The 24,850-nt window shown below is 72.4% G+C and carries 21 protein-coding genes and 1 pseudogene; 11 read left to right on the top strand and 11 right to left on the bottom strand.

Annotation, left to right across the window (positions count from 1 at the left end):
* Positions 1–10: 10 nt before the first annotated feature.
* From ACWCPI_RS08500 to ACWCPI_RS08510, 3 genes and pseudogenes are all read right to left on the bottom strand, one after another.
* A pseudogene (locus ACWCPI_RS08500) lies at positions 11–253 on the bottom strand (hypothetical protein); the annotation flags it as partial.
* 139 nt (positions 254–392) lie between these two features.
* Entirely contained in the window at positions 393–1,067 is a 675-nt protein-coding gene (locus tag ACWCPI_RS08505; RefSeq protein ID WP_451037378.1) for a DUF6766 family protein, read from the bottom strand.
* A gap of 108 nt (positions 1,068–1,175) precedes the next feature.
* A complete protein-coding gene (locus ACWCPI_RS08510; protein WP_451037379.1) occupies positions 1,176–1,583 on the bottom strand; it encodes a hypothetical protein in 408 nt (135 codons plus the stop codon).
* A gap of 471 nt (positions 1,584–2,054) precedes the next feature.
* Here ACWCPI_RS08510 and ACWCPI_RS08515 point away from each other — a divergent pair, with 471 nt between their 5' ends.
* From ACWCPI_RS08515 to ACWCPI_RS08525, 3 genes are all read left to right on the top strand, one after another.
* A complete protein-coding gene (locus ACWCPI_RS08515; RefSeq protein ID WP_451037380.1) occupies positions 2,055–2,477 on the top strand; it encodes a CBS domain-containing protein in 423 nt (140 codons plus the stop codon).
* Between the two features lie 31 nt (positions 2,478–2,508).
* Positions 2,509–2,736: a DUF6480 family protein gene (locus ACWCPI_RS08520; protein WP_451037381.1), complete on the top strand. Its 228-nt coding sequence runs from the start codon at positions 2,509–2,511 to the stop codon at positions 2,734–2,736.
* A 253-nt stretch (positions 2,737–2,989) separates the two neighbouring features.
* Positions 2,990–3,154: a hypothetical protein gene (locus ACWCPI_RS08525; RefSeq protein WP_451037382.1), complete on the top strand. Its 165-nt coding sequence runs from the start codon at positions 2,990–2,992 to the stop codon at positions 3,152–3,154.
* A 54-nt stretch (positions 3,155–3,208) separates the two neighbouring features.
* On the opposite strand, the gene ACWCPI_RS08530 is transcribed toward ACWCPI_RS08525, so the two are convergent.
* The 5 genes from ACWCPI_RS08530 to ACWCPI_RS08550 all read right to left on the bottom strand — a co-directional run bounded on the left by ACWCPI_RS08530 (position 3,209) and on the right by ACWCPI_RS08550 (position 12,214).
* Positions 3,209–5,326, bottom strand: a complete 2,118-nt coding sequence (locus ACWCPI_RS08530) for a SpoIIE family protein phosphatase (RefSeq protein ID WP_451037383.1) — start codon at positions 5,324–5,326, stop codon at positions 3,209–3,211.
* A gap of 172 nt (positions 5,327–5,498) precedes the next feature.
* Positions 5,499–7,748, bottom strand: a complete 2,250-nt coding sequence (locus tag ACWCPI_RS08535) for a S9 family peptidase (protein ID WP_451037384.1) — start codon at positions 7,746–7,748, stop codon at positions 5,499–5,501.
* A complete protein-coding gene (locus ACWCPI_RS08540) occupies positions 7,721–9,505 on the bottom strand; it encodes an N-acetylglutaminylglutamine amidotransferase (RefSeq protein WP_451037385.1) in 1,785 nt (594 codons plus the stop codon). Before ACWCPI_RS08540 ends, ACWCPI_RS08535 begins: the two co-directional genes overlap by 28 nt.
* Before the next feature lie 147 nt (positions 9,506–9,652).
* Entirely contained in the window at positions 9,653–10,882 is a 1,230-nt protein-coding gene (locus tag ACWCPI_RS08545; protein ID WP_451037576.1) for a carboxylate-amine ligase, read from the bottom strand.
* A gap of 237 nt (positions 10,883–11,119) precedes the next feature.
* Positions 11,120–12,214: a carboxylate-amine ligase gene (locus tag ACWCPI_RS08550; RefSeq protein ID WP_451037386.1), complete on the bottom strand. Its 1,095-nt coding sequence runs from the start codon at positions 12,212–12,214 to the stop codon at positions 11,120–11,122.
* Between the two features lie 724 nt (positions 12,215–12,938).
* On the opposite strand from ACWCPI_RS08550, the gene ACWCPI_RS08555 reads away from it, so the two are divergent.
* From ACWCPI_RS08555 to ACWCPI_RS08585, 7 genes are all read left to right on the top strand, one after another.
* Positions 12,939–14,306, top strand: a complete 1,368-nt coding sequence (locus ACWCPI_RS08555; protein WP_451037387.1) for a PucR family transcriptional regulator — start codon at positions 12,939–12,941, stop codon at positions 14,304–14,306.
* Between the two features lie 266 nt (positions 14,307–14,572).
* Positions 14,573–14,941, top strand: coding sequence for a hypothetical protein (locus ACWCPI_RS08560; RefSeq protein WP_451037388.1), 369 nt, complete (start codon positions 14,573–14,575; stop codon positions 14,939–14,941).
* Positions 14,941–16,575, top strand: coding sequence for a sodium/solute symporter (locus tag ACWCPI_RS08565; protein ID WP_451037389.1), 1,635 nt, complete (start codon positions 14,941–14,943; stop codon positions 16,573–16,575). Before ACWCPI_RS08560 ends, ACWCPI_RS08565 begins: the two co-directional genes overlap by 1 nt.
* A gap of 133 nt (positions 16,576–16,708) precedes the next feature.
* Entirely contained in the window at positions 16,709–17,704 is a 996-nt protein-coding gene (locus tag ACWCPI_RS08570; protein ID WP_451037390.1) for a branched-chain amino acid ABC transporter permease, read from the top strand.
* Positions 17,705–17,714: 10 nt separating this feature from the next.
* The gene (locus tag ACWCPI_RS08575) at positions 17,715–18,707 is read left to right on the top strand and encodes a branched-chain amino acid ABC transporter permease (RefSeq protein WP_451037391.1); all 993 of its coding nucleotides are present in this window, start codon (positions 17,715–17,717) and stop codon (positions 18,705–18,707) included.
* The gene (locus ACWCPI_RS08580) at positions 18,697–19,569 is read left to right on the top strand and encodes an ABC transporter ATP-binding protein (RefSeq protein ID WP_451037392.1); all 873 of its coding nucleotides are present in this window, start codon (positions 18,697–18,699) and stop codon (positions 19,567–19,569) included. Before ACWCPI_RS08575 ends, ACWCPI_RS08580 begins: the two co-directional genes overlap by 11 nt.
* 2 nt (positions 19,570–19,571) lie before the next feature.
* The gene (locus ACWCPI_RS08585) at positions 19,572–20,312 is read left to right on the top strand and encodes an ABC transporter ATP-binding protein (RefSeq protein ID WP_451037393.1); all 741 of its coding nucleotides are present in this window, start codon (positions 19,572–19,574) and stop codon (positions 20,310–20,312) included.
* Between the two features lie 22 nt (positions 20,313–20,334).
* Here the strand turns inward: ACWCPI_RS08585 and ACWCPI_RS08590 are convergent, their stop codons facing one another.
* The 3 genes from ACWCPI_RS08590 to ACWCPI_RS08600 form a co-directional block, all read right to left on the bottom strand.
* The gene (locus tag ACWCPI_RS08590) at positions 20,335–21,576 is read right to left on the bottom strand and encodes an ABC transporter substrate-binding protein (RefSeq protein ID WP_451037394.1); all 1,242 of its coding nucleotides are present in this window, start codon (positions 21,574–21,576) and stop codon (positions 20,335–20,337) included.
* Between the two features lie 219 nt (positions 21,577–21,795).
* Positions 21,796–22,842 (bottom strand): FUSC family protein, encoded by a 1,047-nt coding sequence (locus tag ACWCPI_RS08595; RefSeq protein WP_451037395.1) that lies wholly within the window; start codon positions 22,840–22,842, stop codon positions 21,796–21,798.
* 146 nt (positions 22,843–22,988) lie between these two features.
* Positions 22,989–24,191 carry a serine hydrolase domain-containing protein gene (locus ACWCPI_RS08600; RefSeq protein ID WP_451037396.1) on the bottom strand — a complete coding sequence of 401 codons (1,203 nt, stop codon included), beginning with the start codon at positions 24,189–24,191 and terminating at the stop codon, positions 22,989–22,991.
* Between the two features lie 228 nt (positions 24,192–24,419).
* Here ACWCPI_RS08600 and ACWCPI_RS08605 point away from each other — a divergent pair, with 228 nt between their 5' ends.
* Entirely contained in the window at positions 24,420–24,770 is a 351-nt protein-coding gene (locus ACWCPI_RS08605) for a hypothetical protein (protein WP_451037397.1), read from the top strand.
* Positions 24,771–24,850 lie beyond the last annotated feature (80 nt).

A 24,850-nucleotide genomic window follows, 5' to 3' on the forward strand; every position in this document is an offset into this window, starting at 1 on the left:
GGCCAGTCGGAGCCACCGCCGGGTTGGTGCCGGTTACCCACAGCATGCGCAGCGAGGTCTGCTCGGCGTAGCGGAACATCTGCATCGCGGGGGTGGGCCGGGCGTAGTGCGGGATCGTCATCGGGTCGACGTTCCACACGGCGGCCAGCTCGGCGACGTGCGCGTCGGCCGTGCCGAGGAGTTCGGCGGCCTCCGCGATCCGGGCAGCGGGTACGTCGCGGATCGCGGCCGCCCAGCCGGGGGTGCACTCCTGGGCGATACGGTCCATCGAAGCGTCCACGCCACCCTCCCTCGCACCGGCGGTGACGCACGGCGCGCCGTGCGACACCGGCACTCCCCGCCAGGTCGGCTGACACCGCCGCCGCGCCCGAGGGGCCCGGCGACGCGTCCCCTCAGCCCTCCACGCCGGTGGCGGTGTGCGCGGCGCCCACCGGCTTGGACTCGGGGGAGCCGCGCTGGCGCAGGTAGATCGACAGGATCACCATGGAGGCCACCGCGAGCAGCTCCGACTGCCAGTTCTGCAGGGTGCGGTTCCAGAAGTCGGCGGAGGCCACGTACTGGGCCCAGGTGACGGGGGCCTGGAGGTCGCGCAGCTGCTCCTCGTTGTAGGCGGCGGTGCCGGCGACGGACTGGGCCAGCCAGGAGAGCAGGAACAAGGCGCCCATCACCAGGCCGAGGGACCGGGAGTACAGCGCCTGGCGCCAGCCGCCGACCCGCGCCCAGCTCGGCGCGCTCGCCGGGGCGTACGCGCCCACGAGCTGGTCCCGGTCCGACTCGGGGCCCGCCCTGTCCAGCTCCTTGGACTCCGGTGAACCGCGCTGGAGCAGCCACACGGTGACGAAGACGTAGAGGTAGAACTGCAGGTACTCCGACTGCCAGTTCTCCGTCACGTCCACGGCGAAGTCCGAGGAGGTCAGGTAGGCGCCGATGCCGATCGGCGCCATGCCGTCGCTGACCAGCCGGTTGTTGAAGTCGGCGTGGCCGGCGATCGCCTGGCCGAGCAGGGCCAGCAGGAAGCCGACGCCGAAGGCCAGGCTCAGGCCGTTCTCGCGCAGGAAGCGACGCATGTGGCTCACCCCGCCGTCACCGGTGCATCAGTCCCACCGCCGTGAAGTAGGCGAGGCCCCCGATCACCAGCAGCAGGCACAGGGTGAACATGGTCCGCATCCGTGCCCTCACCCGCCTTCGACCGTGCAGTCGTAAGGCCGCTCGGGACGGGGCGTGCAGCCGACGGCGACGACCTTCCAGCCGGACGGGAAGCGGGCCAGGAAGAGCGTGTCCGCGGGGAGGAGCACACGGGCTCGATCGCCGTAGACGTCGACGCCGCGCACGGTGCCTCCGGCCGGCAGCTGTTCCTGGAGCACCGCCCGGTCGCATGTCGTCCGTTCGGACTGCTCCAGTTCCTCCCGGGTGCGCGGAGCCAGCAGAGCGCATGCGCGTACGCCGTCGGAGCGCCGCACCGCGTCGGTGAACCCCGTCGCGGCGGCGGACGCGCCCGCGGTGCGCTCGTCCGGAGCGCCACAGCCGGCCGCCGCGGCGAGGGCGGCCACCAGGACGCCGAGGCACCATCTGCTGATCGACATCGCCCGTCGTTTCCGCTCGCGTCGTCACCTCGGTGGTCGGTGCACCCCGAGACGGGGAGCACGTGATCTCCGGGGCGTGGAGGACCAGCATCGACGGCGCGTCCACGTGCCGCACGGTGAGGGCGTGCGCACGAGTGACCCGGGTGGCGACAGGGCGGTTACGCCTCAGCCGCGGAGCATGCGCAGGACGGCACGTCCGGCCGGCCCTCGCCTCGCGGGGACGCCGTGCGTGCCCTCGTCGCCGAGGTCGGGCAGCGCGTCGGCGACGGTCACGGACTCTGCGCCGGTATCCCGGCTCCGTGGGCCGACTGCGGTACAGGCGCACCCCGACCCCCTGGCGGTTCGACGCACCGGTGGTGAGTCCTTTCCGGATACCCGTCGCCGAGGACGTGAAAGCCCCTGTCGTCCGCGGGTACTCGGTGGCCCCACGGCGGTGAGTGGCACCGCCCGAGTCCACGGAGGGACGTTCCCATGACTCAGCACGTCCGCGACGTCATGACGACCGACCCGGCGACCGTCGAACCGCAGACCTCGGTGCAGGCGGTGGCCCGGATGATGCGCGACGAGGACATCGGCGCCGTGCTGGTCACCGAGGGCGAGCGGCTGCGCGGGCTGGTCAGCGACCGTGACCTGGTGATACGCGCGATGGCCGAGGGCAGCGACCCGGACCGTACGACCGTGGCCGAGGCGTGCAGCGAGGACCTGGTCACGGTCGGGCCCGACGACGACCTGATCGTCGCGGTACGGGTGATGCGCGAGCACTCCGTGCGCCGGGTGCCGGTCGTCGACCGCGAGAGTCACCCGGTGGGCATCGTCTCCATCGGTGACCTCGCCATCGAGCGGGACCCCGACTCGGCCCTCGGCGACATCAGTTCCAAGCCACCCAACCGGTGAACCGTTCCCGGAACCGAGAGGAGGGTGGGCCATGACAAGCCCCGATCCCGAGCCGACACGAACGCCGGGACTCGAACCTGGAAGCGGGGTGCCTCCCGGTGAGACGCCGCCCGCCGAGTCGGGCAGCACTTCCGCCATCTCCCATCCGCAGACCGAGCTGCGCAAGGGCTGGGGCCCCGGGCCGCTGGTCCTGATCATGGTGATCGTGGCACTGGTGGCGATCGGCTTGATCGCCATGGCGGTGACGCTGATCGCCTAGCTCGGGCCCGCGAGACCCCGTCGTCCGCCCGGAGGGCCGGTCCGCGGCATCCGGTGCATCCGGCGGCGAGCCGCGCATGAGGAGCCGGTCCGGTCGTCCACGGTCCGGCTGCTCCGTTCGGCATGCCCGCGCGGCCGTCACGGCCGGGCCGGTGTTTCCCGCGGCGTGACGCGGACACCCGGTGACGGTGTCCGAAGTGGGACCACACGAACCGGACCGCCGAGGTCCGGAGACAGAAAGCAGATGAACCGCCGTGACCGCGCAAGCCGAGAAGACGACCACCGTCCGCCGACCCGAGACGGGTTGGGCCACCGCACGCCGCCTGCGTGGCCAGTGCATACGTACCTGGGTACGCGCGACCGTCGAGGGCGACGAGCGCCGGGGGGACGAATGGAACCTCGTGCGAGGCGAGGACTGACCCGGGCCCTTCCGGGCCGTCACCGCACCGCCGCCCGACCTGCCCCGGCCGCCTTCACGGCCGCTCGGCGCAGTGGTGCAGGACGAGCAGCGCCACGTCGTCGGTGCGCTGCCAGGTGCCGCCCGCCCTTCCCACGAGGGTGTCGATCAGCCGGTCAAGGTCGTGCACGTCGGCTTCGGCGAGGTGGCGGGTGAGGCCGGCGATCGAGTCGTCGAGGTCGACTCCGGGTCTCTCGACGAGACCGTCGGTGTAGAGGGTGAGCATGAGGCCCAGCGTGAGAGGGATGTCGGTCACGGGGTAGACCGCGTCGGGGTCGATGCCCAGAAGCGGCCCCGGCGGCACGTGGAGGGGGCGGGTGTCGTGGTCCGACAGGCGCAGGACGGGTGGGGGGTGACCGGCGCTGGCCAGGGCCACCCGGCGGGCGGCGAAGTCGAGACGGGCGTAGAGGCAGCTGGTGAACAGCTCGGTGCCGAGGTCGACGAGGAGCCGGTTGGTAGCGGCGAGTACCCGGTCCGGAGTTGCGCCGTGCGCCGCATGGGCGTGGACGGCGGTGCGGACCTGCCCCATCAGGGCGGCGGCGGCCGCGTCGTGGCCCTGGACGTCGCCGATGACGGCGGCCACCGCGGTGTCGCCGAGCCGGATGAGGTCGTAGAAGTCCCCGCCGATGTCCATGCCCCGGGTGGCCGGCAGGTAGCGGGCGGCCACCCGCAGCCCGCGGACCGGCGGGAGGGAGTGCGGGAGGAGCGCCTGCTGGAGGCTTTGGGCGAGGTCGTGTTTGGTGTCGTAGAGGCGGGCGCGGTCCAGGGCCTGGGCGATGAGGCCGGCGAGCGAGGTGAGGATCGCCCGTTCCTCGGCGGGGAAGTCATGAGGCCGGTCGTAGGACAGGATGCAGCAGCCGACGGGCCGGCCGGAGACGATCAGCGGCAGGAAGGCCCAGGCGTGCTTGCCGCTGACCAGCAGGGCGTCCGGGTAGGTGCGCCCCATCTCCTCCTGGCTGGCGAAGAAGGCGGGGACGCCGCTGGCGAGCGCCTGCCCTGCCGGGGTGAAGGCGGTGTCGAGAGGGAGCCCGTTCAAGCGCTCGATGGCCTCCGGGGTGTATCCGCGGTATCCGGTGATCCGCAGCCGCCCGGCGTCGGCGCTGGACAGGACCAGGGAGCGGGCGCCGAAGGCGGGCATGATCTGGTCGGCGACCACGTCCACGACGTCCTGGACGCCGACGACCTCGGTCAGTGCGGCGGCCAGGTGCGTGAGCTGGTAGAGCCGGGCCGCGCGAGCCTGCCCGCCGGTGCTCTCACGGGCGGCCGGTGACGGCGGGGCGGGGCCGCCGGTGGGCACGATACGGACGCTGATGCCGCTGTCGTCGGGGTAGAGATGGAAGTCCAGCCAGTGGTCCGGCGGGCGGCGCGCGGTGAAGGCGACGGGCTCACGGGTGATCACCGCGGCGCGGTAGCGGTCCTCGTACGCGGGGTCGTCGAGCCAGCGCAGGGACTGCCAGGGCAGCGTGCCCAGCAGCTGTCCCGCCTCGCGGCCCAGCAACTCGCAGGCCCCGGAGTCGAGGTAGGCGAAGCGCCCCTCCAGGTCGAGGGCGCAGCTGCCGCCCGGCAGCCTCTCCACGAAGTCGTCGGCGGCCCTCGTCTGGCCCGCCGGCAGGCGGCCCAGTCCGGCGGAGATCACGCGCGGTCCGTCGTGCGGGCCCGGGAACCGCCCGTCCGCGGGGATCTCCTCCAGGAGCCGGGCCAGGCGTCGGCAGCTGGAGGTGATGTTCCCCCGCTCCCGCTGTGTCATGTACGGGGGGCGGGTGGCCGGCCACATCAGCAGCAGGGCTCCCCACCGGTGGACGCCGACGACCGGTGCCGCTGCCAGGGCCAGCGGGTACGGCAGCGCCATGGCGGACCTCGGGTAGGTGCGGGCCAGCTCGTCCTGGCTGCCCGCCCACACCAGGCGGTCCTCGCGCACCGCCTCGGCCACCGGCGCCGGAGCGGTGAGCGGAACCCGTGCCCACGGCGCCGCGATCTCGGCCGGTGCCCCGCACAGCACGACCAGGACCAGCTGCTGCTCGTCCGGTGCGAGCAGGTACAGGCCGCCGATGGACGCGCCCGTGCGGCGCACCGTCTCCGCGAACACGGCGTCCAGCGGTCCGGTGTCCGAGGCCGTGTCGCCCTTGCCGGTCATACCAGCCGCTCCCCTCGCGGCGCCGTACCCGGACGCCGCACGCACCCGAAGTCACCCATGTCAGGACGTTACGCCGATGCGGTGCGCCAGGCACGCCGTCCCGGTGCGCGGTGTCGCCGCGCGGTGTCACGGAGGCGGCGCGTGCGGCGCGACGCCGGTTGCGCGGCAGTCCTCAGTACAGGTGCCGTTCCAGCCAGTCGGCGGCGGCCCGGCGGAACAGGCGCCTGTTCTCGGCGCGCAGGAAGTCGTGGCCCTCGTCGCGCAGGGTGAGCAGTTCGGCCTCCACGCCCCGTTCCCGTGCGGCGCGCACGAACTGCTGGGACTCCCCCGGCGGCACGTTGGTGTCGTGCTCCCCGTGGACGGCGAGCAGCGGGACGCGGAGCGCGTCGATACGGCTCATCGGGGACAGGGAGCGCAGCAGGTCCCGGTCGCGTTCCGGGTGGCCGTACTTGTGGGCCGCCGATTCGGCGATCCAGGGCTCGGTCCCGGCGAAGAAGGTCAGGAAGTCCGACATGCCGCAGACGGCGACTCCGGTGCGGAACAGAGCCGGGTGCCACACGGCGGAGGCGAAGGTCAGATAGCCGCCGTAGGAGCGCCCCATGACCGCGAGCCGTGTGGGGTCGGCGGGTCCCGCGACGACCGCGTGGGCCGCGCAGTCGGCGACGTCGTCGAACGCCGCGAAGCGGCCCGCGCCCAGATCGGCGTCGACGAACGACCGGCCGTGCCCCAGGGAGCCCCGGACGTCGGGGGCGAAGATGTCCAGGCCGCGGCCGACCAGCTCGTGGTACAGCGGGCTGAAGACGGGCCGTTCCTGTTCTTCGGGGCCGCCGTGCAGGTGGATGACACACGGAGCCGGCTCGTCCGGGCCCCGCCCCGGGGCCCGGTAGTACCAGCCGCCCAGGGGCAGCCCGTCCCTCGCCGTGAGGCGCAGGGGGACGGGGCGTACGGGTGGGCGGCCCGGTGGGACGGCGTCCTCGTCCTGGGAGGACCAGGGGGTGCGCAGCAGGGAGACGCCTTCGTGGGCCCACCAGACGCCCGGCCGGCGTTGCGACCCGGCCAGCGCGAGCAGCAGGCGGCCGGTACCGGCGGGGGTGATGCGGGTGACGACCTCGTGGGGCAGGGGGACGGGCCGCAGCGGGCCGGTGCGGTCCGGGGCCCGTGCGGCCGGGAAGGTCTCGACGAGTTCGAGTTCGCTCGCTCCCTGCACGTTCCACGCCAGCGCGGCCGTACGGCCGTCGTGCGCCAGCGCCAGGAGTTCGAGGTCGCTTCCCGCGCGTTCCGCCACGACGGACAGGTCGCGCGCCCCGCCGTCGGTGTCCAGGGCTACCGCGAGGAGCGCCGCGTACTCCCGGTCGGCGTTGCTGCGCAGCCACAGGGTCCGTCCGTCGGGAGAGAACCGGCCGATCCAGGGGTCGCCGTCGGCGACCGGCATGGCGAAGGTGATCGCCGAGTCGGTGGTGCGCCGGACGATCGCCTCCCGCCGTCCGCGGGGTCCTCTGCGCAGCAGCGCGAGGCTGCCGTCATGGCTGATGTCGCACACACGCAGGGAGGCGGCGTGGGTTTCCGTGGTGAGCAGGACGGGGGAGGCCAGACCGTCGGGATCGATCAGGTAGACCGACAGGCCGCCGTCGCGCCGGGTCGCCGGGGCCGCCGCGGCCGCGTCGCCCAGGGATGGGACGACGAGCGGTGCTCCGCCCGGCTGCGTCACCGGGGCCGCGTCGTAGGCGGCTGGTCCGAGCAGGGTCGCGTGGCCGTCCCGCTCCGCCCAGTCGGTGGCGCGGCGGAGGCCGGCGGGATACCCGTCGGCCGGTTCCGGTGTCGGGGCGGCCGTCGTGAAGCCGCCGTACACGGGAGCTGCCGGTGCCGCGACGGTGACGGCGACGGACGAGCCGTCGTGCGCCCAGCAGCCCAGATAGGCGGAACTGGCCGGGTCGGCGCCCGCGAGGATGCGCCGGCCGGTGCCGTCGGGCCGCACGCACAGCACCCGCGAGTGCTCACCGCCGCCCGGGGCGGTGGTGTACGCGATCCAGCGGCCGTCGGGTGACCAGGAGACCTCCTTGACGGGATCGGGCGAGGAGTCGAGCAGCCGCACGTCGTCGGTGTGGACGGAGCCCGCCCAGAGCTGGGGAACGCCGCCCCGGTCGCAGATGAAGGCCGTCTCGGTGCCGTCGGCGTCGCCCGACGGGTACCAGCAGCCGTGCGCGCGCAGCCGTGTGACGGCGTCGCGCGGGCCTGCCGCCTCGGGCAGCGGCACCGGCTCCGGGGCCGCGGCGCGGCCGGCGTCGTACTGGTCCGGCGGGCCGTCCTGGACCTGCGCGGAAGCCGGGTCGAACGCCCCGGAAGGAGCGAGCGGGGGCGAGGAGTCGTGCGCCGTGCGCACGTTCCGGCCGTCGGTCACTTGATTCCGTGGGTCTGCAGCCATATCTCCAGCAAAGCTATCTGCCACAGGGCGTTGGCGCCCCGCCTGGTCCGGTGCTCGTCGGGTGCCGCGAGGAGTTCGGCCACGTACGACTCCTCGAACACGCCGCGTCGTTTCGCCTCGGGTGCCGCGAGGGCGGCGCGCACGCGTTCCAGGACGGGACCGGCCATGTGCCGGATGGCCGGCACCGGGAAGTAGCCCTTGGGCCGGTCGACGACCTCGCGCGGCAGGAGCTTGCGGCCCGCCTCCTTCAGCACACCCTTGCCTCCGTCGGCCAGTTTCAGCTCCGGCGGGCAGGCGGCCGCGAGCTCGACCAGTTCGTGGTCGAGGAAGGGCACCCGGGCTTCGAGCCCCCAGGACATGGTCATGTTGTCGACGCGCTTGACGGGGTCGTCGACGAGCATGACGTGCGTGTCCAGCCGCAGGGCCGCGTCCAGCGCGGTCTCGGCGCCCGGGACCGCCATGTGCTCGCGCACGAAGCGGCCGGAGACGTCGTCGGCGGGCAGCAGGTCCGGGCGCAGGATCCGGGCCAGGTCGGCGTGCGACCGGTCGAAGTACGTCTCGGCGTAACGCTGCGGCTCGTCCTCGCGGGAGACCTCCGCGAGCTGCGGGTACCAGTGGTAGCCGGCGAAGACCTCGTCGGCTCCCTGCCCGCTCTGCACGACCTTCACTTCCTTGGACACCTGCTCGGACAGCAGGTAGAAGGCGACCACGTCGTGGCTGACCATCGGTTCGCTCATCGCGGCGACCGCCCCGTCCAGGGCCGTGGACACCCGGTCGGAGGGCACCAGCAGCTGGCGGTGGTCGGTCCCGAACTCGCGGGCCACCAGGTCCGAGTACCGGAACTCGTCGCCCTTCTCCCCGCCTTCGGTCTCGAACCCGACGCTGAACGTCATCAGGTCGCGCTGGCCCTCGTCGGCCAGCAGCGCGACGATCAGACTGGAGTCGAGGCCGCCGGAGAGCAGGACCCCGACCTCCACGTCGGACACCATCCTGCGGCGCACGGCCGTGCGCAGGGCGTCCAGTACCGCGTCGCGCCATTCGTCGGCGCCCATGCCGGTGTACTCGGCCCGGCGGGTGTAGGACGGCTGCCAGTAGCAGTGGTCCCGATGGGTGCCGTCGGGTTCGACGACCCGCACGGTGGCGGGCGGAAGCTTGCGCACCCCGTTGAGGACGGTGTGCGGTGCCGGGACCGTGGCGTGCCAGCTCAGGTAGTGGTGGAGGGCGACCGGATCGAGCGAGGTGTCCACGTCTCCGGCGGCGAGGAGCGCGGGCAGTGTCGAGGCGAACCGCAGCCGGCCCGGGGTGCGGGCCAGGTACAGGGGCTTGATGCCGAGCCGGTCCCGGGCGAGGACGACCCGGCCGGTGCGGTGTTCGACGAGGACGAACGCGAACATGCCGCGGAAGTGCTCGACGCAGGCGGTGCCCCACTGCTGGTAGGCCTTGAGCACCACCTCGGTGTCCGACGTCGACTCGAAGCGGTGCCCGAGGCCGCGCAGTTCCTCGCGCAGTTCCGGATGGTTGTAGACGCACCCGTTGAAGACGCCGGTGACCTCTCCGCGGGCGTCGGTCATCGGCTGGGCCCCGCGGTCCGTCAGGTCGATGATCTTCAGTCGCCGGTGTCCCAGCGCGACGGGGCCGCGTGTCCAGGTGCCCTGTCCGTCGGGTCCCCGGGCGACGACGCGGTCGGTCATGCGGCCCACGGCCGCCAGGTCGGCTCGCCCGCCGTCGAAGCGGACCTCCCCGGTCAAGCCACACATGACGTCTCGCCTCCCTTCTGCGCACCGGCGACGACGTGCGCGGGCACGGGCGTCGGGGCGCGGCCGCCGGCTGGGGCCTGGAGGGTGGTACGAGACATCACGAAACCCTTTCCTGTGACGAAACCTTTCTTCGGACAACCGTTCCGCTCACGGGGGCGGCGGCTGCCCGTGCCGCCGCGACACGCCGGTCGACGACCGGGGGTCGGCGAGCGACGGGGAACGGCCCGGAACGACGGCGGAGGTGAATGTGCGCCCCGGCGACACGGTCCTGCGGTGCCCGTGGCCGCCACGCTCGCGCCGGACGCGCTCTCCGCGGGTCTCGGCGATCAGCATGTCGACGCAGCGCAGCAGATCCTCGCGCTGTGCAGCGCGGCGCATGCGATGGGCGGCGCTTCCGTCCGCGAGGGCCGCCTCGGTCAGCGCCCGGACGGTCTGCCAGTCCCCCTGGGCCTCCAATGCGGGCCGCAGCCGCGTGAGCAGCTTCCGCACGACCCGCGGCGCCGGCGCCTCCTGGTGGGTCTCGGGGTCCACCAGCACGCCCTCCAGGCCCGACCGGGCCGCACGCCATGTGGCACCGCGCAGCCACTCGTGGCGGCCCCCGCACGCACGGGCGGCGTCCAGCCGTTCGAGGGCGGTGGCCACCAGGGCACGGTAGAGCCCGGCGATGAGCACGACCGTCTCCGGGCGCGGGCAGGCGTCGCACACGCGCAGTTCCAGCGTCGGCAGATGGGCCGAGGGGCGGACGTCGTAGTAGATCATCCCGGCGTCGCTGATGACCCCGGACCGTACGAACTCCTCCACCGCCGCGTCGTACTCGGCCGCGCCGGAGAAGCAGCCGACCGGCCCCGCGGTGGGCCAGCGCTGCCACAGCAGGGTCCGCCAGCTCGCGTATCCCGTGTCGGTGCCCTGCCAGAAGGGCGAACTGGCGGAGAGGGCCAGCAGGACGGGCAGCCAGGGCGAGACCTCGCACATCACCCGGACGGCGGTGTCGCGGTCGGGCACGTCCACGTGGACCTGGGCACCGCAGATGAGCTGCTCGTCGGCGACCTTGCGGTACTCCTCGGCCATGTGGCGGTAGCGGGGGTCGGCGGTGAGGTGCGCCGGGGCCGCGGGAGCCAGCGGGGCCGTGCCGGCCGCCACGACGGCCAGCCCCAGGGAGGAGGCGGCCGCGTCGAGTCGGTGTCTCATGCCGGTGAGGTCGTCGTACAGCGCGTGCAGGGACGTGTGGACCGCGCTGTTGGACTCCACGGTGCACTGATGCAGTTCGGTCTGGAAGGTCCGGCCGGCGGCCCTCCGCAGGATCGCGTCGGCCCGCGGTACGAGCAGCCCGCTCTCGATCTCGAGGATGTGGAACTCCTCCTCCACTCCGATGCGCATGGTCACGTTCACTCCTCGGAATCAGAGCGCCTGCCGCGGGGAGGTGAGGACTCGGCCCGGGCGGAGGGGCGGCATGTGGTGTGCTCTGAGTTCCCCACTCTCGGCCAGGTAAGCCCGCACCGCATATCCGGGATGCGGTTTCCGCAGATGAGCGAGGTGCGGGCCGCCTCCGACGGGCGCGCCCCGGCCGCCGCGACCCGACCGCCCGGGCCCCGGGACCGTGAGCCGGCGAACCCGTCATGGCATGGTGCTCTGGACGCCTATCAGGTCGGTCACGGCCCGCAGACCCCCCTCGGCGAGGGCCGCGCGCTGACGGTCCGCTCCGGTGCCGTTCTGCAGCAGCCGGTGGATCAGCGACGTGACCTGACGTGTGTCCCCCGACGCCTCCAGGGCGTGACCGACGTGCCGCTGGAACTCGTACAGCACGTCCCCGGCCCGCTGCAGGGTGCCGGCGGGGTCGACGAGGGTGTCACCGAGGCCGTGCCGGGCGGCGTGCCACAGGGCGGCGTGGAGCAGTTCCGGCGGGCGGTCCCGCACGGGCGCCCCGGCGTCCGCCTCGGCCAGGGCGGTCTCCACCAGGGCCCGGACGCTCCCGGCGAGCATGACCGCCTCGTCCACGCCGAGCTGTACGTCCATGCAGCGCACCTCGACGACGGGCTCCGCGGCCGACAGCCGGGCCTGCCAGTACAGCTGGCCGGTGTCGGCGATCAGGCCGGCGTCCAGCAGTCCGCGCACCCGCCGCCGGTAGTCCTCGGCATCGCGGAAGGACGGGGGTATGCCGCTGACCGGCCAGCGGCTGGAGATCACCGTGCGCCAGCTCGCGAAGCCGGTGTCGTGGCCGTCCCAGAGCGGGGAGTTCGCGGACATCGCGGTCAGCGTCGGCAGCCAGACCCGGATCCGGTTCAGCACCTGCACACCGGCCTCGCGGTCGGGGACGGCGACGTGCACATGCATGCCGTTGACCAGCTGTTCCGCCACCAGCTGCGGGGCCTGGGCGACCATGGCCCGGTACCGGGCCTCGTCGGTGACGGCCACCGGCCGGCCGTGCCGCAGGGGCGAGGTGCCGCAGGCCGCCAGCCGACAGCCATGCTCCTCCGCGGCCACTCCCACGGCGTGCCGCAGACGCAGCAGGTGCCCTCCGACCTCCTCCAGCGTGTGGCAGGGCGGGACGGCCACCTCGACCTGGGCCTGGAGCAGCTCGTGCTGCACCTCATGGTCCGCCACCAGACGGGCCACGTCCGCCGAGGCGCACACCTTGTCCGCCTGGGGCACCGGCAGGCCCGTGACCGGGTCGAGCAGCAGGTACACCTCTTCCACGCCGACCGTCGTCATCGACCACCTTCTGTTCCGCCCGGCTGCCGGTCGGATCCCGCCACGCCCGGTGGGCGCGCTTCCCGCGGCGATGGTCACCTCGGCACGGGGCACTCATGGGATGCCCGAGTGCCGCGACCACCGCCTGGTCAAACCAGGACAGAACGACCGAAGCGGCCATAGGTCGTTCGGGAGGCGTCCCTGTGCGATCGCCATGCCCCGTACCGGTTCACGGGAGCGGTCCGGGCGGTCAGGCGGGTGCCCGCGGGAGCGGTCCGGGCGGTCCCGCGGGCACCCGGACCGCCGCCGCCGCGAGGGCGGCAGCACCGCCCGACTCGGACTGTCGAGCCACTCGGCGCCTCCCACCGGTGACGGACGCCGCCACGGCATGCATGCCGCCGTTTCCCGCCCACGGCCTACGAGCCCCGTCGTGTTCGCGGCCCCGTTGGAGGGCCGCCGACCCCGGGCCCGGCATGCTTCGCGGAAAGATCGGCACCGCACTCGCCGGAGCCGTGTGCTGGGCTTCAGCCGGCCGGCGTTCTCCGGCCCGCTCGCGCGGATCATCACGATTTGACAGAGGTCTCGCCACACACGGTGACCGACTGCTTAGCATGCGTATTCCTGGAAGCAGCTCCATCAGCCCACGCCGATCGCCTGCCGATGGAGCCATCCCTGCCACCTGCGCAGCGCAAGACATGGCGACCCGCCGTGGTGTTCTCGCACGCCCCGTCCGTCTGGAGGGTCCATGCACACAGGTTCCATCCATGGCGCGGTCCGCCCCCGCGCCACCACAGCCGACTCCGCCGACCCCGCCGGTCCGCGACCTGGCGCCGCCGGTCCCCCTCGTGGCGCCGCGGTCGTCGGATCGCCGCCGCCCCCGCCCGACCGTGCCGACGAGCCCTCGCCGCACCAGCTCTTCGACCACGCCTGCCGGCATCTCCTCGGGCGCGGCCAGGCGTTCAGCGGCACCGTGGTGGACCAGATCCGCGCCGAGGTGCCGTACTACGCCGACCCGGTGCTCGCGCCGCCCGATCTGCCGCAATCCGTGCACAAGGGCGTACGCATCACCCTGGAGGCCGCCCTAGACCCGGACCGGATCGTTAACGTCGAGCGCTACACACGTGAGCTCGGGATCCGCCGGGCCGAGGAGAGCCGTCCCCTCGACGAGGTGCTGCATGCCTTCCGAGTGGCCGGATCGGAGGTCTGGAGCGGGATCGTCGGCGCCGCCGAGCGGGACGGCTTCGGCGAGCGGCGCCACCTCGTGCGGGTGGCCGAGCTGGTGTGGAAGATCAACGACCGCGACTGCGTCCTGCTGGCCGACGCCTACCGCCAGGTCGCCCAGGGTGCGGCCAGCCGCCACGACGAGCGCGTGCGCCTGATCCTCGCCGCAGTACTGGAGAGCCGCGACGACCCGGCCTTCATCCGGGACGCGGCGTCGATCCTCGACCTGCCGCCCGACGGACGCTTCGCGGTCGCGGAGATACGGGCCACGCCCCCCTTCGGCCGTACGCCCGACGCCGTACCGGAGATCCGCGGCATGCGCATCCTGCGCCACACCGGGGGCCGGCGCGATGTGCTCGTCGCCCATCTCGGCGACCGCCCGCTCGACGCGCTCGTCTCCGCCCTCGACGCCGGTCCAGGCACCCGCATCGGCGTCAGCCCCGTCGTCCAGGGTCTGGAGAACCTGCCCCGGGCGCGGGACATGGCCGGGCTCGCGCTGCGCACCTGCCGGGGAGACGGTGAGGTCGCCCGGCTCGACGCCCGTCTGCCAGACGGTCTGCTCGTCTCACGTCCCGACCTGTCCGCCGAACTCGCCCTGCAAGTGCTGCGGCCGGTGTACGACCTGGAGCCGGCGGACCGCGAAACACTGATGGACACGCTCGGGGTGTGGATCGAGAAGGGCGGTTCGGCGGTCCAGGCGGCCCGGCACATGCTGTGCCACCGCAACACGGTGCTGAACCGCCTGCGCCGCTTCGAGCAGCTCACAGGGCTCGAACTGTCCCGCCCCCGCGACCTCGTACGGCTCACGCTCGCGTTCGACGCCCTCCGGCTGCTCGGCCCTGCGGCCGTTCTCGGCTGCGCGGCCACCCGGGATCGCGACGTGGACGGCTGAGGCGCCGCATGCGCCGAGGGGTGCCCGCCGCGAACACGCGTTCCGTGCGCCGGGGCGGCCCACCGGCCGGCTGGATGGGCATCGGCACAGTCACCGCCGTCCGGCGTTGGGAGCGGACAACGGTGTGCCGGGAGCGCATGGACTGACTGGTCGGTATGTGTTCTGGTGAGCCCGCATCAGGGGCAATGCCGTCAGGGGCAATGCCCGCGCACGGCATCGCCCCAGGCAGGCGATGCGCGCGCATCCCTGCCCGCCAGGAGAGCTCCATGGCCCACCAGCACACCCATACGCACACCCCACGGCTCCATCCAAGACCCCGAGCCCACCCGCCGGGCAGATCCTTCCTGCTCGTCAACGGACTGAGCTTCGCGGTCCACCTCCTGCTCGCCTGCACCGCGCAGGACCTGCTGGGCACGCGAGTCGCAGGACAGATCACCTTCGGCGTCACCGCGCTCCTCGCCCAGGTGCTGCTCCTGCTGTGGACCGCGGCGCGCTACGACCGCGTCCTCCACGGCCGAGCCCACGACGAGACGCCGGACGACGACACCTCGGGCGACAGGACGCCGTACGGCGCCGCCCCCTACGGCGAGACCCGGTACGGCGAGGTTGCGTACCGCCCGCTGGAGGAACGCTGATGCTTCCCCCGATGCTGCTCGCCGCGGGGACACCCGGCACCCTCGACCTGGACTCGGACACCCGCGCCTGGGTCCTCGTGGGCTTTCTGACGTTCATCGTCCCCATGCTGCTCATCTGTGTGCTCAACGGCCCCGAGCGCGACCGGGTCAACGACTTCTACACCGCGGGCCGCAGGCTGCGCCCCGTGCAGGGCGCCATCGTCCTGTCCGGCGTCTACCTCTCCGCGGCGACCGTTCTCGGTACGACCGGAACCGTGGCCGTCTTCGGCTTCGACGGCCTGTTCATCGCCCTGTGCACCGTGCTGTCGCTCGGCGTCCTGCTCCTGCTGTCCGGCCCGCTGCGCGAGCGCGGCAGCTACACCCTCGGTGACACCTTCGCCCTGCGCGCCCCGGGGCCGGCCGTGCGGATCGCGGCCGCCGTCGTCACGCTGAGCGCCTGCATCCCGTATCTGATCGTCCAGCTCTCCGGCGCGGGCCGGACCACCGCCATGCTGCTCGGCCTCTCCGGGCCGGGCGCCGAACAGACCGCCATCGTCATGATCGGCACGCTCGTCGTCTGCGCCACGGCCTTCGGCGGGATGCGCGGCATGATCGCGCTCCAGATGTTCAAGACGGTCGTCCTGCTCGCCATGGCGCTCGCCGTGGCCGCGGTGCTGCTCCACCGCTTCCACTGGAGCGCCGACTCCCTCCTCGACGCCGCCGCTCAGGGCAGCGGCCGGCCCGCGGGCTACATGCGTCCGGGCCTGCGCTTCGCCGCCGGGGGCCCGGTCGAGAGCACACTGGACTTCATCGGCCTGATGATCACCGTGGTGCTGGGCGTGGCGTGCCTGCCCCATGTCGCCACCCAGCTCAACACCGCGCCCGACCCGGCCGCCGCCCGACGCACGGTCCGCCACACCATCGCCATCGTCGGCGCCGTCTGCCTCGTCACCACCGTGATCGGCTTCGGTGCCGCGGCGTTGATCGGAGCCCCGAGGATTCTCGCCGCCGATCCCGGAGCCACCAGCAGCCTGCTGATGCTCACCGGCGATCTGGCGGGAGGATCGGCGGCGCGGACGGGCGAGGCATGGCTCGTCGTGCTGGTCGTCAGCGCGGTGTTCCTCACGACGCTCGCGGTCGTCGCGAGCGTGACCCTGGCGGCGGCCGGCGCGGTGGCCCACGATCTCGTCACCAACGTCGCGCGCCGCGGGCGTACCACCGAGGGGCGGGAGGTGGCCGCGGCCCGTATCGCGTCCGCCCTGGTCGGGGTGCTGAGCATCAGCTGCGCGGTGCGGGTCCAGGGCTGGAACATGGGCTTCCTGTCCACGCTCTCCCTGGCGGTAGCGGCCTCGTGCCTGCTCCCGGCACTGGTGTACGCGCTGTTCTGGCGCGGCTTCACGCGCCGGGGGCTGATGTGGACGCTGTACGGCGGCCTGGGCTCCGCCATCGGACTGCAGGTGTGCAGCCCCGTCTTCTCGGGCAACCCGATGGCGCTGGTACCCGAGTGGCACATCGACTGGTTCCCGCTCCAGACGGTCGCCCTGGTGTCGGTGCCGTTTGCGTTCCTGCTCGGCTGGCTCGGCAGCGTGACGGGACAGCGGCCTGCGGCGCCGGTGGCACAGGCGCCGGCCAGGCCTGACGCGCTGACCCACTGACGCATGAAGGCGGCGGCCGGTGGAGCGCCCTTGCACGCTCCACCGGCGGCCGCCCACGACGTGTCCGTGTCACCGTCCCGACCTGCACTTACACTGAGCCCATAAGGGACGTTCGTGACGTACCGGAACCATCGTGCGCTATCAGCGGATGCTCGTGCCGGCCCTCGCCCTGACCCTCGTGTCGGCGCCCGCGATCTCCGTTCGGGCACAGGGTGAGGAGGTCCCGCGCGGACCCACGTTCGCCGCGCGCGCTCTGCAGGCGCTGATCGACGGACTCCAGTTCGGAGTGATCATCGCGATCACCTCGGTCGGACTCTCGCTGATCTTCGGCACCATCCACCTGATCAACTTCGCGCACGGTGAGTTCGTCACGATCGGCGCCGCCTTCGCCTTCTTCCTCAACGTCTCCGCGGCCGGCCCGGGCTGGCACCTGATCCCCGCCGCCCTCGCCGCGGTGGTCTTCGGCGCCCTGCTGGGCGGAGCGGTCGACCGCGGCATCTGGCGCCCGCTGCGGGCCCGGGGTACCGGGCTGATCAACATGTTCATCGTCACCATCGGGCTGTCGCTGGTGCTGCGCCACGTCGTCCTCGTGCTGTACGGGACCCGGCCCGCCTCCTACGCGCAGTACGACATCCAGAGCACGATCGACCTGGGCCCGGCCGGCATCACCCCACGGGACCTCACGGTCACCCTGCTCGCCGTGCTGGTGCTGCTCGGCGTCGCCGCGCTGCTGCAGAAGACGCGGATCGGCACAGCCGTGCGGGCCGTCTCCGCCAACCGTGACCTCGCCGAGGCGTCGGGCATCGACGTGCAGCGCGTCGTGCTGTTCGTGTGGATGCTCGCCGGCGGACTGGCCGCACTCGGTGGGGTCTTCTTCGGCCTGGTGGAGATCGTCACCTGGGACATGGGCTTCAAGCTCCTGCTGCTCATGTTCGCGGGGATCATCCTGGGCGGCCTCGGCTCCGCCTACGGTGCGATGGTCGGAAGCCTCGTCATCGGCGTCGTCGCCCAGATGTCCACCCTGTGGTTCCCGGTCGACCTGCAGTACGCCTGGGCGCTGCTCGTCCTCATCCTCGTCCTCCTCGTCCGGCCGCAGGGCATCCTCGGCAGGGCCGAACGCGTCGGGTGAGGGGTGCGCCATGGACTTCTCGGCCATCGTCTCCGACGCCCTGCGCTCGGGAATCGGACCCATCGCCGCCGTCTACGCCCTCGCCGCGATGGGGCTGAACCTGCACTTCGGTTACACGGGGCTGCTGAACTTCGGCCAGGTCGGATTCATGCTGGTCGGCGGCTACGGGCTCGCCATCACGGTGTCGACGTACGACGGCCCGATGTGGCTCGGCGTCCTGGGCGGCATCGCCTGCGCGATCGTGCTGGCCCTGCTCCTCGGTCTGCCCACCCTGCGGCTGCGCGCCGACTACCTCGCGATCACCACGATCGCGGCCGGGGAGACGCTGCGGCTGTTCTACCGCTCCAACTGGGCCGAGCCGGTCACCGGCGGCGTGTTCGGGCTGCAGAGGTTCGCCGACGACTTCTACGAACTCAGTCCCATCGAGCCCGGCACGTACGGCGTGTGGCTCGTGCGGTTCAGCTCCCGCGACCTCTGGGTGATGATCGTCGGATGGGCGCTGGTGCTCGTGACCGGATGTCTGCTGGCCCTGCTGATCCACAGCCCGTGGGGCCGTGTCGTCCGGTCGGTCCGTGAGGACGAGATCGCCGCGCGCAGCCTGGGCAAGAACGTCTACGCGTACAAGATGCAGAGCCTCGTGCTCGGCGGTGTCATCGGGGCGGTCGCGGGCATGATGCAGGCGATCCAGGTGCAGTCCGTGAACCCGGACAACTACGACCCGGGCGTCACGTTCTTCCTGTACACGCTGCTCGTCCTCGGAGGTGCCGGGCGCATCCTCGGGCCGGTCGTCGGCTCGATCCTGTTCTGGTTCGTCCTCAGCTTCCTCGACAGCGCGCTCCGCCAGGCCATCGAGGCGGAGTACATCTCGCCGGACCTCATCAGTACCTCGGAGGTCGGCGCCGTGCGCTTCGCCCTGGTCGGGGTCGCCCTGATCCTGCTGGTCGCGTTCCGGCCGCAGGGCATCCTCGGCAGCCGGAAGGAGATGCTGCTCAGTGGCCGCTGACCCCGCCGTGTCCCGTACGGGCCGGCTGCCCGCGATCCCCCCGGAGCCGGGGGTGCGCAAGCCCGACCCGCTGCTCGTCATGGACCAGGTGACCCGTACGTTCGGGGGCCTCGTCGCCGTACGGGTCGAGCACCTGGAGGTGCAGCGCGGAACCATCACGGCGCTCATCGGGCCCAACGGCGCGGGCAAGACCACGTTGTTCAACGTGGTGAGCGGGTTCGACCGGGCGGACGGCGGCCGTTGGTCGTTCGACGGGCAGCCGCTCGCCGGCTCCCCCGCGTACCGGGTGGCGCGGCGGGGACTGGTCCGTACGTTCCAGCTCTCCCGGGCGCTCGCCCGGCTCACGGTGCTGGAGAACCTGCTGCTCGCCGCGCCCGGGCAACGCGGCGAGCGAGTGCTGCCCGCCCTGCTGCGGCCGCTGTGGCGCGGGCAGGAGCGGGAGACGGTGCGCCGGGCCGACGAACTGCTGGACCGGTTCCGGCTCGGGCCCCTGCGCGACGACCACGCCGGAACGCTCTCCGGTGGCCAGCGCAAACTGCTGGAACTGGCCCGCGCGCTGATGGCCCGGCCGGTCATGCTCCTGCTCGACGAGCCGATGGCCGGGGTGAACCCCGCGTTGACCCAGTCGCTGCTCGGGCACATCACGCGGCTGCGCGACGAGGGGCTGACGGTGTGCTTCGTCGAGCACGACATGGACGTGGTCATGGGCATCAGCGACTGGGTGGCCGTCATGGCCGACGGCCGCCTGGTGGCCGAGGGGCCACCGCACACCATCGGCCGGAACGCCGCCGTCGTGGACGCCTACCTCGGCAAGCGGCACGACGAGCCGGAGGCGACCGGGGACAAGGGCGAGGAGGGGTAGCGATGTCCGCAGAGGAGCAGGTACCGGTACTGGCGGCCGACGACATCGTCGCCGGTTACATCCCTGGCGTCGACGTGTTGCGCGGATGCAGCGTCGAAGTGCGGCCGGCCGAGGTGGTCGGCGTGATCGGCCCCAACGGCGCCGGCAAGTCGACGCTGGTCAAGGCCGTCTTCGGATTGCTGCGGGTGCGCGGCGGGACCGTGCGGCTGCGCGGTGAAGACGTGACCGGCCGGCCCGCGCACGAGCTGGTCCGGCGGGGCGTGGGCTACGTGCCGCAGCTGCAGAACGTGTTCCCCACACTCACCGTCGAGGAGAACCTGCGGATGGGCGTGTATCTGCGGCCCAAGAACCACGCGCGCCGGATCGCGGCCGTCGAGGAGCTGTTCCCGGTGCTGGCCGACCGCCGCAAGCAGAAGGCCGGCGCGATGTCCGGCGGCGAACGCCAGATGCTCGCGATGGCCCGCGCCCTGATGATGGAGCCGCACCTGCTTCTGCTCGACGAGCCGTCGGCGGGCTTGTCACCGCTCCATCAGGACCACGTCTTCGAGCGGTGCCGAATGATCAACAGCGCGGGCGTCGCCGTGCTCATGGTCGAGCAGAACGCCCGCAGGTGCCTGCAGTTCTGCGATCGCGGCTACGTCCTGGACCAGGGCCGCAATGCGCACACCGGCACCGGGACGGCCCTGCTGCACGACGAGAAGGTGATCGAGCTCTACCTCGGCACACTCGCCCGCGTCCGTTGACTCCCGCTGTCGTTCCTCCCTGTCACTCCTCGGCCGTGCTGGTCTCGGTACGCAGCGTCTCCAGCCGTCCTTCGTCGTTGTAGCCGTAGACCTCGATCGACGCCTGTCCCGGTTCGCCCTTGTCGGTGAAGTCGAGCGGGCCGCTCACACCGTCGTAGTCGATGTCCCTGCCGTCTGCGAGCAGTTCCTTGCAGGCGGCGAAGGAGTTGCACTTGTCGCCGTCCTCGGTGATGCCGTTCATCTCCTTCACATACTCGCCGGGGTCGTCGGACTCGGCCTTCTCCGCGGCCAGCGCGATCGTCGTCACGCAGTCGAACACCTGCGGTGCGAACTGCAGCTCCTTCAGGTCAGGCGCGAACTCCTTGAGTTCCTTCACGTACTGCTCGTTCGACGCCGAGGCCGGCGCGGTCCCCTTCATGCCGGAGAGCCTCTCCGGCTGGCCCGGGGCGACCAGCGAGGGCAGTTCCTCGCTGCGCAGTCCGTCGGCGCCGTAGACGCCGATCCGGTCGGGCCCGAGTCCGGACTCGATCATGCCCTGGAGGATCTGGGTGCCTTCCTCGAACGCGATCACCACGGCGGCGTCCGGCCTGGAGTTCTCCACCTGCTGGACGACCTGGTCGAAGTTGCTCGCCTTCGGGTCGTAGGTCTCGGCGAGCGCCACCGTCGCACCGCGCTCCTCCAGCGTCTTGCGGGTGGCCTCCATCAGGCCGCGCCCGTAGTCGTCCGCCCGCGCGACCATGGCCACCCGGTCGTGGCCGTCGTCACGGACGACATCCGCCAGGATGGGGCCCTGCAACGCGTCGCTCGGGACGGTACGGAAGTAGAAGCCGTCGTCCTCGTAGTCCGTGAAGGTGGGAGCGGTGTTCGACCCCGAGCACTGCACGACGCCCGCTCCGGTCACCCGGTCGATGAACGCCAGCGACATGCCGGACGCCGCGGCGCCGACGATCGCGTCCACGCCTGCCGCGAGGACCCGGTCCGCCGACTGTGCGGCGACGGCCTCCTGACCCGCCTCGTCACTGGCGACCGCGTTCGGCACGGGCTTGCCCAGGACTCCGCCGGCGTCGTTGATCTTCTGTATCGCGAACTTCAGCGACTCGATCTGGGGTGGGCCGAGGTAGGCCAGTTGTCCCGTCTCCGGCAGGACGTAGCCGAACTGGAGCTCACCATCACCGGGGTCGGCCCGGGCGGTGCCCGTCGCACCGCAGACAGCTATCACAAGAGCAGCCGCGCTCGCGAAGATCGCGGACCGCCGTATCGACATTTTCATCTCCGCCTCCGCTCCTCACAGGCGGTGGTCGACTGGCCGGCCGTCCGCCCGCCATCTGCACATGAGGTTGCAACTCATAGACAGCCCAAAAAGTGCAAACATAAACATTTACTATTGTTCATACCTTTTTCCCGTTATCGACGTCTCCGCGGGGGTCGCGCGCTCCGGATCGACTTTCGCCGCCCGCACGGACATGGAGGCCCCCCGACGCGCTCAGTTCCTGCCGAGTTGCTCGGCCAGGCGGCGGGCCTGGGTGAGGAGGGTGCCGTAGGTCGCCAGGGCGTCCGGATCCTCCGGTGCCGCACGGGACAGCCGTTGCCGCAGGTCGTCCAAGGCGCGGAGCAGGTCCTCGGCCTCGTCGTGCAGATCCTGGTCGGCCTGCTGGTCCTGACCGTCCGCGTCGAACCGGCTCCGGGTGTAGAGCCGGATGGCACGGGCGCTGTTGTGCAGGAACTCGGCGTAGGGCTTGCCGACCCGCGGGCTCGGCCGCAGTCCCGCACGGTCCTCGTCGCACGCCTCCAGCACGGCCCGGGTGACACCCGCGGTGTGGACGGCCACATAGTCGAGGACGGTGATCGCGTCGTCGTAGTCCTGACCGGGAGGCGGGCCGACGCGGCTCCGGCGGCGCGGGATGACACGCAGGCTCTCCCGGCTCCAGCCGAGCGCGGCGCGGGCCTGGTCGACCAGGCGGTACAGGCGCAGCGCGCGCTCGTGCAGCGAACCGGCCGTGTGGGCGTCCCACTCCTCGGCGGCCAGCCGGTCCGCGACCGCGTCCAGGATCTCCTGCGCCTCGCCGGCCGCGTCCTCCAGCGCGGCGCGGGTGCTGCGCAGATACACCGGGGGCCTGATCAGCGCGTTGACGGCGATGCCCACCACCGCGCCGAACAGCGCCTCGGCGAGCCGGGCCGCCGAGGCCGCGACGGTGACCGGACCCATGGTCAGGACGAAGAGGGCGCCCGTGGCCGCGTAGACGCCCTGGCTGCCCAGGCGCTGCCAGCTGCCCAGCAGCACGACGACCGGCAGCACCAGGCCCATCGCCGCCATGGGGGAACCCAGCATCAGGGCGGCGCCGGTGGCCACCACGGTCCCCGTGGCGATCGCGGCCAGTTGCTGCAGTCCGCGCGCGATCGACCGGTACACCGTCGCATCCACCAGCACGATCGCCACCCACGGCGCGACGAACGCCATCGGCGCCTTCAGCCACCACCCCGCCACCGCCCACGCGAGGCACGCCGCCAGGGCCGCCTTGCACGACTGCATCACCAGATCCCGTTCGCGCCCCGGCTCCGCCAAGGCCCGCCGGACTGCCTCACGGGCCGCCCTGCCCGAGCGCCGTGAACTCAGCGCCGCTCCTCGTATCACCTGCATGCCAAGGCAAGTGCCACCTCAGCGCCGATGAATGCCACTCATCGGCCGACCGTCGGGACAGGCGGCCTGCCCGTCCGGGACGAGGTTTTCTGGCAGAACTCCGCCTCGATGACGTTCACGTAGAGTGAGCCGTCCCTGAGCCAGTCGCCGTTGACGTGGAACGTCAACCGGTGCTCGCCGTCGGGCGTGCCGACCATCGCGGACAGTGAGCCGTTGGTACGGCCGCTCTTGCCCACGACCTTCACTCCGCAGGACAACCGGGCGAACTCCACTCCGAGCCCGAACCCGATCCCCTCCCCCGCCGGCACCTCGTGGAGCATCTCCTTCATCTGTGCCGCGGGGAGCAACTCACCCTTCATCAGGGCGCGTTGGAAGCGGTTGAGGTCACCGAGGGTGGAGATGACGTCGCCGGCCGCGCCCAGCCAGGTCATGTTCTGCTCGGTGGCGTCGTACACCGGGGCGCCGGGGGTCTCCTGGTGGAGCCGGGAGTAGCCGACGGGGTGCGGTTTCGGCATCTTCGGTGACGTGCCGGGGAAGGAGGTCCCGCGCAGCTTCAGCGGCCGGACGATACGGCGGGTGATCTCCTGTGCGTACGAGCGGCCCGTCACCTTCTCGATGACCAGCCCGGCGATCACGTAGTTGGTGTTCGAGTACGACGGTGTCCGCTCCGGGTCGGGCAGCGGCGGATGCCGCAGCGCGGTCGCCACGAGATCCTCGGGGGTGTGGGTGTCGTACCGGTGGTCCGGGAAGCCCGGACCGGCGGCGTCATGGATGAAGGCAGGGTCGTCGGTGTGGTTCGCGAGGCCGCTGGTGTGGTCGAGGAGTCGGCGCAGCGTGATCCGGCGCCCGTCGTAGCCGTTGCCCCGCACCAGGCCGGGCAGCCATGTCTCGACCGTGTCGTCCAGGCTCAGCCTTCCTTCCGCCTCCAGTTGAAGCAGCACGGTCGCCACGAACGTCTTGGTGAGGCTGGCCCCGCGGAAGTGATCGCCGGGCGAGCGCTCCCGACCCGTGTCGGTGTCGGCGTGACCGGCGGCGGCGAACCAACGTCCCCTGCGGTCCACGACCTCGGCGGCGGCCCCCGGGAGCCCGCCCTGTGCGACCAGGTCGCGCAGGGCGGTACGGGTCGCCTCGTGGTCGTGCCGCGCCTGAGCCGCGTGTGCGGACGGGACGAGTGCCGTGGCCGCCAGGGCCAGCGCCATCGCCAGTACGTGGGAGACGCCGCGTGCGACCCGCTGCTTCATGGAGTTCCGCCTCTCGGTCACCGAGGAGGCGGGAGCGCCCCCCGTCGCGGGAGACGCCAACTCGACCGCCGGGGTTGATCGTTGGGCGGTGGACCGGCCCGCGGCGGCGGGCACGCGCGGAACGGGCCGCCCCTCGCGCCGGCCCAACGGCGCTTCAAAGGGCCGACGCGGGGTACCCAGGGTGCGACGACCCGAGAGAGAAAGGGCCGAAGGAACCGGGAGGCCAGGGTGCTGTCACATTCACTCGATCACGGAGTGCTCGTCATCACGGTGCACCAGGACCCCGGTACCGGCGGTCGGGCCACGCTGCTCACCAAGATCAGCGACCTGGTGCACGCGTACCGGCCGGCCCCCGTGGTGGTCGTCCTCGACGAACCGGCCCCCGACGGCGCCGCGATCGGCGTGGCCCTGCGCGTCCACCGGCTCTGCAGCCACCTGGGCGTTCTGATGTCCGTGGCCACGAGCAGCGCCCCCGCACGCCGTGCACTGGAGGCGAACGCCGACACCACCGGGACACGCCTGGTCATCCACGCCCGCACGGACACCGCCGTCAGCGCGGCGTTCACCGCGGCGGCGTGAGCGGCGCGCACCCGCCTGCGCGCGAACCCGGCCAGGCGGCGCGGGCGGTGACCGGCCTCCCGCAGGCGGTTCACGGGGTG

This window comes from Streptomyces sp. NPDC001920 (genome assembly GCF_053594495.1).